At 46.6% G+C, this 14,849-nt stretch carries 9 protein-coding genes; all 9 read left to right on the top strand.

Annotation, left to right across the window (positions count from 1 at the left end; translation table 11 throughout):
* The first annotated feature begins 40 nt into the window (after positions 1 to 40).
* The 9 genes from WH37_RS22295 (at position 41) to WH37_RS22255 (ending at position 14,833) form a co-directional block, all read left to right on the top strand.
* Positions 41 to 1,828, top strand: coding sequence for a cache domain-containing sensor histidine kinase (locus WH37_RS22295; RefSeq protein WP_231594321.1), 1,788 nt, complete (start codon positions 41 to 43; stop codon positions 1,826 to 1,828).
* A 39-nt stretch (positions 1,829 to 1,867) separates the two neighbouring features.
* The gene (locus tag WH37_RS22290) at positions 1,868 to 3,451 is read left to right on the top strand and encodes a response regulator (protein WP_046232851.1); all 1,584 of its coding nucleotides are present in this window, start codon (positions 1,868 to 1,870) and stop codon (positions 3,449 to 3,451) included.
* Between the two features lie 151 nt (positions 3,452 to 3,602).
* Positions 3,603 to 4,508 (top strand): ABC transporter permease, encoded by a 906-nt coding sequence (locus WH37_RS22285; RefSeq protein WP_046232850.1) that lies wholly within the window; start codon positions 3,603 to 3,605, stop codon positions 4,506 to 4,508.
* A gap of 2 nt (positions 4,509 to 4,510) precedes the next feature.
* Positions 4,511 to 5,380, top strand: a complete 870-nt coding sequence (locus tag WH37_RS22280) for a carbohydrate ABC transporter permease (protein ID WP_046232849.1) — start codon at positions 4,511 to 4,513, stop codon at positions 5,378 to 5,380.
* Positions 5,381 to 5,446: 66 nt separating this feature from the next.
* Complete coding sequence (locus tag WH37_RS22275) at positions 5,447 to 7,018, top strand: type 2 periplasmic-binding domain-containing protein (protein WP_046232848.1); 1,572 nt, start codon at positions 5,447 to 5,449, stop codon at positions 7,016 to 7,018.
* A 37-nt stretch (positions 7,019 to 7,055) separates the two neighbouring features.
* Positions 7,056 to 9,704 (top strand): glycosylhydrolase-like jelly roll fold domain-containing protein, encoded by a 2,649-nt coding sequence (locus tag WH37_RS22270; RefSeq protein ID WP_046232847.1) that lies wholly within the window; start codon positions 7,056 to 7,058, stop codon positions 9,702 to 9,704.
* 426 nt (positions 9,705 to 10,130) lie between these two features.
* Positions 10,131 to 11,873: a sensor histidine kinase gene (locus tag WH37_RS22265; protein ID WP_231594333.1), complete on the top strand. Its 1,743-nt coding sequence runs from the start codon at positions 10,131 to 10,133 to the stop codon at positions 11,871 to 11,873.
* A complete protein-coding gene (locus tag WH37_RS22260) occupies positions 11,866 to 13,017 on the top strand; it encodes a response regulator transcription factor (protein WP_046232846.1) in 1,152 nt (383 codons plus the stop codon). Before WH37_RS22265 ends, WH37_RS22260 begins: the two co-directional genes overlap by 8 nt.
* Positions 13,018 to 13,156: 139 nt before the next feature.
* Positions 13,157 to 14,833 carry an extracellular solute-binding protein gene (locus WH37_RS22255; protein WP_046232845.1) on the top strand — a complete coding sequence of 559 codons (1,677 nt, stop codon included), beginning with the start codon at positions 13,157 to 13,159 and terminating at the stop codon, positions 14,831 to 14,833.
* The last annotated feature ends 16 nt before the right edge of the window (positions 14,834 to 14,849 follow it).

The following is a 14,849-nucleotide window of genomic DNA, read 5'->3' as shown; positions in this document are numbered from 1 at the left end:
GGGCTAGGGGATGGAGCATATGAGCTGGATGCGAAGGGTAATGTTGAAAATAAAAAATATGAGGTTTCAATACAAATTATTAATGGGCTACTTGCTGGCCTGTGTTATTCCTTTATTGTTTGTAAGCGTTATCATATTTCGTCAATCGGCGGAGGCGCTGGAGGATTCCTCTCAAGAATTTGCTTCTCTGTACACGTCGCAGCTCAAGACGACATTGAACGAATTTCTTGAGGAATATGACAAGGTAACCAAGTCGGTATTGGTTGACAACGAATTGATCTACAGAATTGGAGATAAACGAAGCTTGCCAATGGATGAATTAATCGTTCAGAAAGTTGAGGTGCAGCGGCTATTAATGCGCGTGGCATTGCTCAAACCAGAAATCAGCACCGTGATGCTAATCAGCCGGGATACCAATGTGTATCAATATACGACTACAACAAGCAGAGTGGTGGAGGATATATTGTTGTCCCGTGAATGGTATAAGCAGCTCAGCAGCTCAAAGGATACTTTTTTTATTACAGGGCTGCATGATCGTTCCTATTACGAGGATAAGGGGGCAGGAGCCGTAGTAACGGTCGGACGGGTATTGTTCAGTTCGGACGGAGCCTATGCAGGCCTTCTTCTCATAGATTTGGATCCGTTTACCTTGCTGAGGCTTGATCATGAATTTGTTTTGGCTCGGGACAAATATGGTATGAGTGTCATCATAAGCAATAACCAAAATGAAATCGTCTATCATTCCGATGCGGCCAGCGGCCGCTTATCTTGGCAGCAAGTACTTGAATCCGGTACAGAGCTTCTACAGGATAACGGCAGCGATGACAGCATTATTTTAACGGGAAGCACCACACAGGGGAATTTGCTTATTAGAACCGAGATCCCCCGCTCGAAGCTGCTGCACAACATCAATCAAATCAAAGGAGTGACGGTGTCGGTCATTCTGATGAGCTGTCTCGTCATAACCCTTATATCGCTTAGTTTGAGCTATAAGATTACGAAGCCTATTAAAGCCCTCCGCAGAAGCATGAAGCAGGCAGAGGTAGGCCAATACTTGCCCATAGAGAAAGAGCAGGCTAACGATGAGATCGGCAGCTTGGTGCACAGCTACAACAAAATGATTATAACGATTCGAACCTTAATTAATGATGTGTATATTGCGGAGATCAAGCAGCGACAGGCCAAATTCATGGCGCTCCAGAATCAGATCAATCCCCACATCCTTTACAATACGTTGGAATCTATTCGCATGAAGGCGCTCGTTAAAGGGGATGAGGAAACCTCAAATATGATTAAAATTTTGGCGCGCATGTTTCGGCTGGCTTTAAGTAAAGAAGGCAAGCATCATTCCGTGAAGCATGAATTGGAATATACCTCTAACTATTTAGAGCTGCAAAATATCCGATTCGATAATCGGTTCAGACTGGATATCAGCATGCCCAAAGAGATGCTGAATTGCAGCATCATTCCCCTGATCTTTCAGCCTATTGTTGAAAACAGCATCAATCATGGATTTGAGGACTACAGCCGGATAATAAATATCGAGATTGAAGGCATTTGGACGGATAAAGGAGAAATGCTCATTCGGTTAAAAGATGATGCAATCGGCATTTCATTGGAGAAGCAAGAAGAACTGCGTGCCTTGTTGGAGCATGCTGAATCGGACAAATATAAACTAGGTGGAGCTGATGAAGCGGAGGGTAATGGGATAGGCCTCAAAAATATAGCCGAGCGTATCAAACTCCATTATGGTGCTGATTATTATTTAACGATACGCCAGAGACTTGATCGTGGAACGATCGTCGAAATATTAATTCCTACACGGTAGGATGGTGTTCGGCACCAGAAGAAGGAGAGGGGTTTTGGCATGAAGCTGATCTTGGTTGATGACGAGAAGGGCATTGTGGATGGCATCAAAATCATCATAAACCGATATATCCCGGAATGTGAAATTGTCGGAGTAGCCTATAATGGTTTAGAGGGTGGAAACTTAATTCAGGAATTGCAGCCGGACATTGTGATTACGGATATTCGGATGCCGCAAGTTAGCGGCCTCGACATGATTAAATGGCTGAAAGACAAGGGCAGCCAGACTAAATTTATTCTCTTAAGTGGATATGCTGACTTTGAATATGCACGGAGAGGTATGCAATTAGGCGTACAATCCTATATCAATAAACCGGTTGAGGAAGAGGAGCTTCAAAGCTGCGTTCAGCAAGCCATGAAAGCGATACGTGCTGATCGGGCTAAGCGGCAGGAAGTAGATGACTTGAAGCAGGAGGTCCGTCATCTTATTCAAGAGAACGCTTTGCGGGATATCCTTGATGTCGGCAGCGATAATACGGAGCTTATGGAAGAGTTGCTTGAAATGGCACAAATCCCGACAAAGGGAAACGGGTTCGCGGGGTTTGTGCTTGAATTTGATAGTAAACTCGATGCTCTAAAGGAAGTCAGTCTTCAGCAGGTGTTCTGTCAGGTAGATCTGGCTCTTGAGCAGTATGACGGAGTGTATCGGTTTCGTTATACAGGTGCGCAGGTTGCAGTGGTAGTTACTCAAGGGGGGCCTATCCGTTATGCGGAGCTGCTTCGTTCGGTGCAACGTCTCAAAGAGGAAGTAAACCTAAAGCTGGAGCTTTCTGTGACCATCGGTGTTGGAACGATTCAGGAAAGGGCCGCTGGCATCAGCCAGTCTTTTGAAGAAGCCCGATATGCGCTAAGCTATAAAGTCGTCAAGGGGGCGAACACGGTAATATCATTTACTGATATTATAAATCTGTCAGGACGGATTCAAGCTGTTCCAGAAGAGAGAATCGCCAAGCTGGAAGCGGCCCTTGAGAACATGGATGAAAAGGAATGTGCAGGCATCATACACGATATTTTTCAATTGATGGAAGCCGAACCAAGCATGACCCCCGCGGATTTACAGATGCAATGCGTGAACATCCTGTTAGCGAGTATTCGGAAAATGTCCTTTCAGCAGCTGCAGCAAAATGATTTTTTGGGCCGTCATATTTTGTCACTGGACGGTATATCCCGGTTTCGGACCTTAGAATGCTTGGAGGAATGGATGATTCAAGTCATTAGAAGAATTATTGAGTTCAAGCTGGAGCATAACATACCTAAGAAGAAGGATATCATTGCAGAGATCAAGGAATATGTATCCGCCCATTACAATGAACCGATTACACTGGCGGATTTGTCTGCGCGTTTTTTTATCAGCCCTTATTATTTAAGCCAGTTTTTCAAACAAAAGACGGGAGAAACCTACGTAAGTTTTTTGAGCCGAATTCGCATTGGCAAAGCGAAAGAGCTTCTTGAAAGGACCGATTTAAAGGTGTACGAAATCTGCCAAAGGGTAGGTTATTCGGATACGCAGCATTTTGCACGGTTGTTTGAGAAACTAACAGGCTGCAAACCAAGTGAATATCGCAAGCGGCTGCCAAGCAGCTAGCCTTTTTTAGCCACTCCCTGTAGGAGTGGTTTTCTATTTCCCTTAAAAATGCCCTTGTTTATCCTTAAAAATGCCCAATTGAGAGACACAACCTCTAGTTGTATATTATTCATGTAAGCGAATTCAACAACGAGATATTGGAGGTGATCAGTTGAAAGAAGTTGCATTTTATCGAATGAAGGTGTATTGGCCGTTGTATGTGATGGCGATTCCGGGAATCGTTTTTCTCATTATATTTAAATATATTCCACTGGCTGGTGCTGTAATCGCCTTCAAAGACTATTCAGTGTTCAAAGGGCTGATTGATAGTCCTTGGGTAGGCTTCAAGCACTTTGAGACTTTGCTGGAGCATCCTGACTTTGCCCGAGTGTTCGGAAACACGCTGATACTAGGTTTTCTCAAGCTCGCACTGGTTTTCCCAGTGCCGGTTCTTCTGGCGCTGATGATCAACGAGATTCGAAAATCGGCGCTCAAGAAAGGAATACAGACCGCTTTGTATATTCCGCACTTTTTGTCTTGGGTAATCGTTGCTGGTATTGTTTTTGATTTTTTTTCATTAAGCGGATTGTTTAACATCGTTATTGGCTGGTTCGGCTTTGAACCTCTGCTGGCGATGCAGGAGAGCGAATACTTCCGGCCCATTTACGTGCTTTCATCCATCTGGAGGGATGCTGGCTGGGGAACCGTTGTGTATATAGCGGCGATCAGTGCGATTGACCCTCAACTGTACGAATCGGCGATGATGGATGGGGCGTCCAAATTCCGGCAAATTCGTCATATTACATTCCCGCTGCTGCTGCCTACCGTACTGGTACTGTTCCTCCTTGAAATCGGCAACTTTTTGGATCTTGGCTTTGATCAGGTCTATAATCTAATCACCCCGATGACCTACAACGTAGGAGATATCCTGGATACGTACGTGTTCCGGACCGGCATTCAGCAAGCGCAGTACAGCTTCGCCACGGCGGTTGGATTATTCCAGTCGATTATTGGACTGATACTGGTGTATATATTCAATCGAATGTCGAAGAAAGTATCGGATGGGGGGCTCTGGTAGACATGTTCGAATCGAGAAGCGAAAAAATATTTGTATCAGGCATTACGATCGTTCTCATCCTCCTGTCCGTCATAGCTCTCATCCCGCTGTTGTCTGTCATATCTACCTCGCTTAGCTCCAAAAACGCTGTGGATATGAATTTGGTCACCTTATGGCCGAAGCAGTTTACCTTCGACTCGTGGAGTTATATTATCGATCGTCCTGATTTATGGAAATCGTTCTTCCTGACTCTGGTCACGACGGTGATTGGAACGGTTTTGGCGCTGCTAATGACCGCGCTGCTTGCTTACCCGCTTTCGAAGTCGGAGTTCCGCTGGGGGTCTGTAATCATGATCAGCGTCGTAATCGCCATGATCTTCAAAGCCCCTATCGTACCTTATTTCCTGACGATTCGCGGCATAGGACTTTATGATAATCCATTGGTATTGATCATACCGCATATTCTGAACCCCTTTAATTTGATTATCATGAGAACGTTCTTTAAACAATTTTCGAAGGAGCTGGAGGAAGCGGCCTTGCTTGAAGGCTGTGGATATTTCCGAATGCTGTTTCAATTGGTGCTTCCACTGTCCAAGGCAGTCCTTGCGACACTGGCTTTGTTCTACGGCGTGGTGTTGTGGAATCAGTTCCAGCATCCTCTCCTTTTTCTGCAAAATACAGACTGGTTTCCGCTGCAAATTAAGATTCGGCAGTTTATTACAGACGATAACGTCATTATGGCGGGCGCTGCATCAACGGTTGATCTTAACTATAACGAGCGAACCTTAAGAGCGGCTACTGTTATATTCGCGATCCTTCCGATCATTATGGTGTATCCTTTCTTACAGAAGTATTTTGTTAAAGGGGCTATGATCGGTTCGGTAAAAGGCTAGTCATCCTTTTTAGGTTTTTAGGCAAACAGCCTTAAACATATTACTGAAAGATATGGGGGAAAACACATGAACATTAAAAAAATGGGGTTAACCTTAGCGGCGGGAATTTTGGCCGTTACGGTTATAAATGGCTGCAGCGGCAACGCGAACACTTCGAATCATGCTGCCCAGAGTCAAACGAGCAGTACAGATGGGATAGTCGATATTGAAGTATGGGGCACCAACATCGGTTACAAGCCGATCACCAAAGGCAGCCAGCTGTATGAATTTTATAAGGAAAAGCTTGGCGTAGGCGTCATCCATCCTTATGTGGAATGGAACGGCGGAACGAATTATCTGAATCAGCTGAACTTGAAGATCGCGGCCAACGAAATGCCAGATTTGTTTACTCCCCAACAGGGCATGGAAGACAGCTTGGCCAAAAATGGCGCAATTGCCGACCTGACGGAGCTGTTGCCGCAATATGCCCCGAATCTTTGGGAAACGATACCAACTGAAATGTGGGATGTTGTCAAGGCCAACGATCCAACCGGTCAAGGGAAAATCTATTACATCCCTGGCTCGGTCGACTACGGAAGATATGCGGGGATGATTCGTCAAGATTGGCTCGACAAGCTGAACCTGCAAATGCCAACAACGCAAGACGAGTACGTCAAAGTACTTGAGGCGTTCCGGGATCAGGATCCTAACGGCAACGGTCAGAAAGATGAGCTTCCTACTGGCGGCCGTCAAGATGCTCGATGGATGGACCACTTGTTCGCCATGTACGGTGTCGCCATGTTCGAAGGGTACCCGGAGTGGGATTTGTACGATGGTGAGCTGACCTATTCAGCGGTAACACCGAATATGAAAGCCGCTTTAGCGTTCATCGCCAAGCTGTATCAGGACGGATTATTGGATAAGGAGACGCTTCTGAACGACAAGGCAAAGTGGGATGGGAAAATTACGTCCAATAAGGCCGGCAACTACTTCCACTGGGTAGAGCAGCTCAATCTCAATTTGGAAAACCTACAAAAAAATACGGGTGTGAAAGCAGAATTTTCGGTGCTCCCCGTACCTAAAGTTGAGGGTTATGAGGGCTTTTACACCGGGAAGAGATTTGCTCCCCCGCAATGGGTCGTGAAGAACAACAAGGATGAAGAGAAACTGATGGCAACCTTAAAGCTGCTGAACAATATGTATGACAAAAATAATTTTAAAGCGCTGTACCTTGGTGTAGAAGGCATGCACTATACAATGAAGGACGGCAAAGCTGTCAAGCTTCCGGACGATAAGAGTACGCAGGAAAATCTAGTTATTAATCCATATTCAAGCTCAGCGACCCTTGATTTTACAATTGATCTCTTCGAAAGCACCGCATCGGAAGAGAGTGAGTGGATCGTCGATCAGGTGACTAATAATATGCAGGAAGCCCAAAAGTATGCGAAGGTCATTGCCGGCGATGGTATGTCTGCCAGCGTATACGAGGGTTATCCGGATATTAACAATCGGACGCTGTTCGTGGAATACGCTGCCAAAATTATACTTGGACAATATCCAATCAGCAAATTCGATGAATTCGTAGACAAGTGGTACAAATCAGGTGGAGAAGAAGTGACGAAGCGCGCCAGAGACTGGTATGCCAAAGTAAAGAATTAATCCACTAAAGATAAAGGATTTGAATCAGGAGGCTATGATGAGCAATCTTTTGAAGGAAGTGCTTGAGGGTCGAGAACATAATTATATCCTTCCCTTTCTCTGGCAGCATGGCGAGGAGGAGCAAGCGATTCGCGAAGAGATGGCGCGTATTCATGAGGCTGGAATCGGTGCCGTTTGTGTAGAGGCGCGGCCTCATCCTGATTTCCTTGGGCCGAAGTGGTGGTCGGACATGGACATCATTATGGATGAAGCTCGAAAGCGCGGCATGAAGGTATGGATGCTGGATGACGACCATTTTCCAACCGGACATGCGGCGGGCAAAGTGAAGGAGGCTCCAGAGGAGCTTCATCGCAAGTTCCTGGGTGAACGTTTTATCGATACGATCGGTCCTGCCAAAGGCACATCTCTGTTGCTGGATACATTACTGATGAGCGGACTTAGGCCTACTTTTTCGCAGAGCCAATACGCGACCGGCAAAAACAAGCTCACTTCAGTTGTCGCTGTTCGTCGAGAATCAACCCATGAAACGTTAACCAGTGACTGCATCGACCTAACTGAGCTTGTGCATGACGGAATCCTATATTGGGATATTCCTGAAGGATATTGGCGGGTAATCATTGTTTCAGAAAACAAAGATGGCGGCAGCAAGGCACAGGAGGATTATTTAAACCCGCTCGTTCGGGATTCGGTTCGCATTCTGCTCGATACGGTTTATGAGGCTTTTTATAATCGGTACCACGCGGATTTTGGAAAGACATTTGCTGGCTTTTTTTCGGACGAACCCGGGTTCTACAACGATAAGGCGACCTTTGATTTCAATTCGAAGCTGGGGAAACAAGGAGTGTCACTGCCTTGGAGCGAGGAAATGCCAGCCCTGCTTGAACAAGTGTTGGGTGAGGATTACCGTAAGCACCTGCATCTCCTCTGGCATGAGGCGGGGGAAAAGTCGAGCATTGTTCGGTATGCTTATATGAATATTGTCAGCAAGCTTTACGGGGAAAGCTTCTGTAGTCAGATCGGAGAGTGGTGCAGAGCCCACGGGGTAGAATACATTGGACATGTGCTTGAAGATAATAACGTCCATGCAAGGCTTGGCTCCGGCGCAGGTCACTTCTTCCGCTCGCTTTGGGGTCAAGATATGTCGGGTCTCGATGTGGTGCTGTGGCAGATCGTTCCGGGCTTCGATGAAATGTCTTTTCGCTGGCCAGCAGGGGAGACAGACAGTGAATTTTTCCACTATGGCCTCGCAAAGCTAGGTGTGTCGCTGGGGCATATCGATCCGAAAAAAAAGGGCCGGACGATGTGCGAATTGTATGGAGCCTATGGATGGGCAGAAGGGCTAAAGCTGATGAAATGGCTCACCGACCATATGCTCGTTCGTGGCGTCAATTACTTTGTTCCACATGCATTCAGCCAAAAAACGTTTCCGGATCCCGATTGCCCGCCGCATCTGTATGCAAATGGGAAAAATCCGCAATACCGATATTATAAGCATCTGAATCAATATATGAATCGGATAAGTCACTTGATTTCAGGCGGAAGACATGTGGCAACCACAGCAGTCGTTTATCATGCTGAAGCCGAATGGTCAGGGGAGGCGATGTATTTTCATAAGCCCGTCAAGCAATTGATGCAAAATCAGATCGACTGTGATGTTGTTCCCGTTGATGTTCTTATGGAGGCGGCGAGTGTAAAGGATAGCAAGCTGCTGATTAATCAAGAAGATTATCATTGCCTCATCGTGCCTTATGCAGAGGCGCTGCCAGCGGCAATGCTCCGGGGTTTGGTCCAGTTCGCCGATCAAGGTCTTGCCGTCCGCTTTGTTGATGGCTGGCCTGTACGTTCGAGCGAAGGCAGTGACGTGTCTGCCGAGCTAACTAGTCTTGCCCATCATCGGAACGTAAAGCTTGTATCATTAGACCAACTAGCACAACAATTAATGGCTGATGGATATTACGATATTAAAGCTGCAAGTTACGAGCCATATCTCCGGAATTATCATTATGTTCATGAAAATTTGGCTGTATTCATGTTTTTTAACGAGCATCCGCATCAAAGCATTTTTACGGAAATTGCGTTGCCTGTCCAAGGCGAAATATATGCCTATGATGCCTTTCTGAATCGGTTGACCAAATGCAAGGCAAACAGGGAGACAGGAGCGGTGCAGCTTGAGCTTCATCCCTATGAATCGATTGTTCTTCTCCATGGAGCTGATCTTGGAGACTTCACCTTGCTTCCAGAGCAGCGATCCGTAACTGGAATGGATATAGCTGGCGAATGGACGATTTCCACCGCTGCTGCAGAGCATTATCCTTCTTTCAATCAATGGGGGAGTCTGACGATTTTAACGAACATGAGCAAGCCAGATTATTTACCGCGATTTTCCGGCACCTTTCGTTATGAAACGGAGTTTGAATGTACGGAACATAGGGATCAAGCTTTATTAAATCTTGGGGAAGTCTATGAAACGGCAGAAGTGTGGTTAAACGGAGAGCAAGCTGGCGTGCGTATATGTCCACCATACCAGTTCGAAATCGGTGGTCTGCTGAAAAAAGGAAAAAATAAGCTTGTCATTGAAGTTACGAATACGCTGGTAAAGGACCAGCGCGACTACTTGTCGGCTTTCTCGCAGCAGGAACCGAGCGGGCTAATTGGGCCTGTACGGGTGGATGTGTCAGAAGATTAACTTATTGTATGAAGGAATCAATATTCTTGTAGCAGGAGTCGCCTAGCATAACAGGCGGCTTCTGCTCTTTTTTTTACTGAGAGCATGTTAAAAGGAGATGATTTGCTTATCCGCAGCCCTACGAAGCTGACGAATTTTGTCGGTTGCCAATATCATTACGCGCAACACCTTGTTATACAAAGGGGTTTTGACCATATGAGGATAATAAAAACCAGCAAGGGAACTCTTCTATGTTAGGGGGTTCCTTTGCTATTTAATGAGGATGGTCATCTTAGGGGCAGCTTTTTTGTTTTTTGAATTAATGTTAATAAGAATTCAGCATCACTTCATAAGAACGTGCAGGTATGGCCCTTTAATTTGTCGAATGATAGGTGCGATAATAGGTGGAGGTAAATGTGGCAAGAAGGGGGCATGTCCGTGGGAGGAATGTTTAAGCTGATTGTGAATTATATTCAGCAGGCGACGATGAAGAAGAGGATCATGTTTATTTTTGCAAGCGGCACCCTGGTTCCTTTTATTTGTGTCGCGCTGCTGTCTTATCATACGATGTCTTCGATTCTGTCGGGCAATTTGGAGAGCAGTGTGCGCAGTAATCTGAAGCAGGCAGAACTCTCTTTGGAAAAAACCATCAGCAACTTGAATCACGTCTCCCAGCAGCTTGCGTTGCAGGGCAGTATCGGCAAAAAAGTAGATTCGCTCCTCTCCTCCGATAATCAATTTGAAAGAGCTGTGCTGACGGAAGAGATTAATACGGAGCTTAATCTGATCTCTTTTACCAACCCGACCATTGGCCTCATGATGTATTATTCCCAAGCTAAAGGCACCTACATGTTCAACAGTACTATCGTAAAAGAGGATTATGAAATAAATGGCTTGCCACTGCTTGCTGAGTACTTTAGAATCTCTTATTTTGGGCCTCATATCAGCAATGAGCGCTATAATGACGAATATGTGATCTCAGCGCTCCGCAAGGTGGATTTGCCCGGAGATCCTGATGATATGTATGTGTACGTCGAGTCAGGCTTTAAGATGACCCCGTCTATCTTTGAGAATAAACTGGAGGGTGCCTCCTATTATCTGATTTTGGATAACGACAAGAGGATTGCGTACAGCGATGTGCCTGCTGACTTTGCTATGAACCAGTACTTTAATGACAGCAGGGGCAATAACGGGTCCGGTCTGCTGAACGGGTATTATTGGTTTGAAAGCACCAGCAACCAGGGGTGGAGCGTAGTATCGCTCATTCCCAAAGACGAATATAACAAGGAGAAAAATCGCTGGGTCATCCAAATGATCTATTTGTTCTTATTGTTTCTTGCCGTCAGCTTGCTGATTGCCTGGTTCCTGTGGAAGATGGTATACATTCCGCTGCAGCAGTTCAATCATCAGATCAAATCCATCACACAGCGGAGCACAGCTCTTGCCGAAGTACCGCGTATCAAGATTCCAGAGTTTGATTTTCTGCTCAAGCAGCTGCAAAATATGAAAAACCAGATTTCTGAGCTGATCCAGGAGGTGGAGGTCAAAGAGAAAGGGAGAGCCGACCTTGAGGTGGAGAAGCTGCTGTACCAGATCAACCCGCATTTTCTGATGAATACGCTGGATACGGTCCACTGGCTGGCCGTGATGAACGGACAGAAGGACATCGACAGGCTGGTGGTCTCGCTCAATAAGCTGCTGTATTACAATCTGGGCAAAAGAGGACAAGTCTCCACTATCCGTGAAGAGATCGACTCCATCAGGCAATACTTAACGCTCCAGCAGATCCGGTATGATTTCGCCTTTGATGTGCGGATCCATGTGGATGACGATGTGCTCGATATTGCGATTCCACGGTTTATTTTACAGCCGATTCTGGAGAATTCCCTTTACCACGGTCTTCATGATGAGGGATATATTCAAGTGGAGGTGGGGAAGGACGAAGGACAAATTATAATAACTGTCTATGATAATGGCGCAGGCATTTCGGAAGAGGAGATCGCGAAGCTGCTCCATCAGAAGCAGGTTGAACAGCAGAAGGCCGGGATGGGGATTGGAATGAGCTATGTCAAACGAATGATTGAGAACCAATATGGCGGTCTGGCCAGTCTTGAGATCCAAAGTGAATTGGGCAAAGGAACGACCGTCTTTCTGAAATTACCGAGCATGGAGGTTCTGCCGAATGATTAAAGTCTTAATTGTGGATGACGACAACCTGGTGCGCAAAGGATTGAGATCCATGCTTCCCTGGAAGGAATACAGTATGGAAGTGGTGGGAGAAGCGAAGAATGGTGAAAAGGCTCTGGAATTTCTCGCTGCGCAGAAGGTCGATTTATTGCTCACTGATCTGGCAATGCCTGTCATGTCAGGTATGGAGCTGATGCGGGCCGTCCGGAAGCAATATCCCCACATCTCTATAGTTGTGCTGACGCTCCATCAGGACTTTGAATATATTCAGGATTGCCTAAGACTGGGGGCTATTGATTATATCGCAAAGGTTGAACTGGAAACGGACAGCTATGATGAGGTAATGGGCAGAATCAGAGGACGAATACTGGAAGAGAAGACGAAGAATGCTGCTCCGGTCATAACCGATGAGGTGCAGCTAACAAATAACCGCTTCTATGATGCCGTTCCCGGTCAAAAACTGGATGACGCAAGCCAGGATAAATCATTTTTGCCCACGCCAGATAATGAAAATTTGCTCGCTGATCTGAAGAAGCAGGGGCTCGCCTTGGTCTGGGTTCACAAAGCATCCGAGTTTGACGAATTTCTGGAGAATTTGAAAAGGGCAGCTTTGCCGCCTGCAAGACTGACCGCGTTCCTGCATGCATTATTGCTGGGATGGAACCGGATCTACGCCTCGGTAACCAAGCAGCAAATCGAGCTGCCGGAAACCTTCGGTGCATGGTTTGAAGTGGAGGAATGTCTGCGTAAAGCGAGAGCATCCCTGGCTGCTGCCATTGGCAAGCCCCAATATTCGGAGGAGGTCAAGGAATGCATTGCGAAAGCGGTGCAAGCCATGCATGAGGAATTAGCGGATCCGGTCATTGCTTCCGAGATGGCCAAAAGAGTGAATATGAGCCGCAGCTATTTCAGCCAGTGCTTTAAGGACATGGTCGGTATGACCTTCAATGAGTATTTACGTTCTATCCGGATGGACAAGGCCAAGGAATACCTGCAGTATACGCAAAAAAACATGCAATGGATTTCCGAGCATACCGGATATACGGATCAGAAATACTTCAGCCGGGTGTTTTATGAAAAAACAGGCATGCTCCCCAGTGAGTACCGGCAATCCGCCCAATCCGGGGCACAAATGTCCGATGTTTAGGGGGACAAATGTCCACTAACGCGGCTCTAACTTCCTCCATATCTCTACCCAAACTGAAAGCCGCTTTCTGCCACGAAGGCGGTTTCTATCCTGTATACTCAGGTAACAAGGCAATCTTACTGAAGGAAGGGAAGGTAAGATGAACAGAAGACATAGGATGATTGCTTTGATCGTCATCATACTGTTTATAAGCGCGTGCAGCAGCTCCAAGAGCTCCAATCCAGACACCGATCAAAATGCCAGGCTGCTTCCCGATTCATCCGGAAAATATGAGAGCCCCGTTACCATTAGAATTGGTACGACCGTCGAGTCTACTAAGTCACTGCTGGAGGGCGAAACCCTTGTCGATAATCAATATACCCGAAATATCAAAAATAATTTGAATATTATCGTCGACTATTCTTTCAAAGCGTCGCCGGCGAATTATAACCAGAAAGTAAGCCTGGCTATTGCCAGCGGTGATTTGCCGGATGCGATGGTTGTAGGTCCTGTTGAGTTAAAAGAAATGATTGAGGCCGATCAGCTCATGGATCTGACCGAAGTGTATCATACGTATGCTTCTCCGGTAATCAAGAGGATTGTGGACAGCACAGATGGAGAAGCGCTTAACAGCGTAACGTTTAACGGAAAAATTCTCGCACTCCCCAATGTACAGCTGCGTGCGGATGGAGTCCATCTCTTATGGATCCGCAAGGATTGGCTGGACAAGCTGCATATGGAGCCGCCCCAAACGATGGAAGAGCTGGAAGCGGCTGCACAAGCCTTTGTGGAACAGGATCCGGACGGCAACAACGAGCGGGATACGATAGGATTGGCTGGACCAAGCTTGACGGGCAGGCTGTATGCGAATTTTCTTCATTCAACCAACAATTTATATGGCTTTGACGGAATCTTTGCCGCCTATGATGCCTATCCGGGCTATTGGCTGGAGGATAGCGGCAAGGTGGTATATGGCTCAGTCCAGCCGGGAACCAAGGAAGCTTTGGGGAAATTAAGAGAAATGTATTTGGCAGGACTCATTGATCCTGAAATGGGGGTGCGAGAAGATCCGGGTGAATCCATTGTGAGCGGAAAGACGGGGATGTTCTTTGCGCCGTGGTGGGCACCTTACGGACCTATAGACGATGCAGTCAGGAGCAATCCCGAGGCCAATTGGCAGGCCTATGCGCTCCCGCTGAACCGGAATGGCGAATATCGTCCTCACATGAGTACATCCACAAGTCAATTTGTCGTGGTCCGTAAAGGATATGAGCATCCGGAAGCCGCAATGTTAATTCTTAACAATCTGGTTCTTGGGGAAAGCCAGGGAACCTTCACAACCGAAAGGGGCCCCACAGAATATCCTTTACGATTAACTTATGCGCCGACCGATGAGACCGAATATGAAGTGAAGGCGCTCCGGCAGGTGTTGGCGGGAACCAGCACCGCTGAGGATTTCTTGGATAAGCCCGAATACAAAATGCTGCTATCGGATATCCGGAATATTGGCCCAGTCAAATTGGGACCTTATGACAAATACGATATCAAGTATTGGGCTCCTGATAAAAACAGGGCGATGTGGATACGCGGCTACTCCTTGATGGTGGGCGGTTCGCCGCTGGTAGACAACGAGATTAATGGAATATTCAGTGCCACCTATGCCCAAACCAAAACCATGGAAAGCAGGTGGCCAAAGCTTCAGCGGCTTGAAGAGGAGACCTTTCTGAAGATTATTCTCGGCGCAGCTCCGCTGGATGCCTTTGACCAGTTTACTGAGGAGTGGATCAAGCAAGGCGGGGAACAGATTACTCGGGAAGTAAATGAATTGAACCGATAAGCTCAGCATGAATGTT

The sequence above is a fragment of the Paenibacillus algorifonticola genome, assembly GCF_000971975.1.
In the GTDB taxonomy this organism is placed as follows: Bacteria; Bacillota; Bacilli; order Paenibacillales; family Paenibacillaceae; genus Pristimantibacillus; species Pristimantibacillus algorifonticola.
The sequence above is the reverse complement of the archived record's forward strand: the minus strand, read 5'-3'. Positions and strand labels throughout refer to the sequence as shown.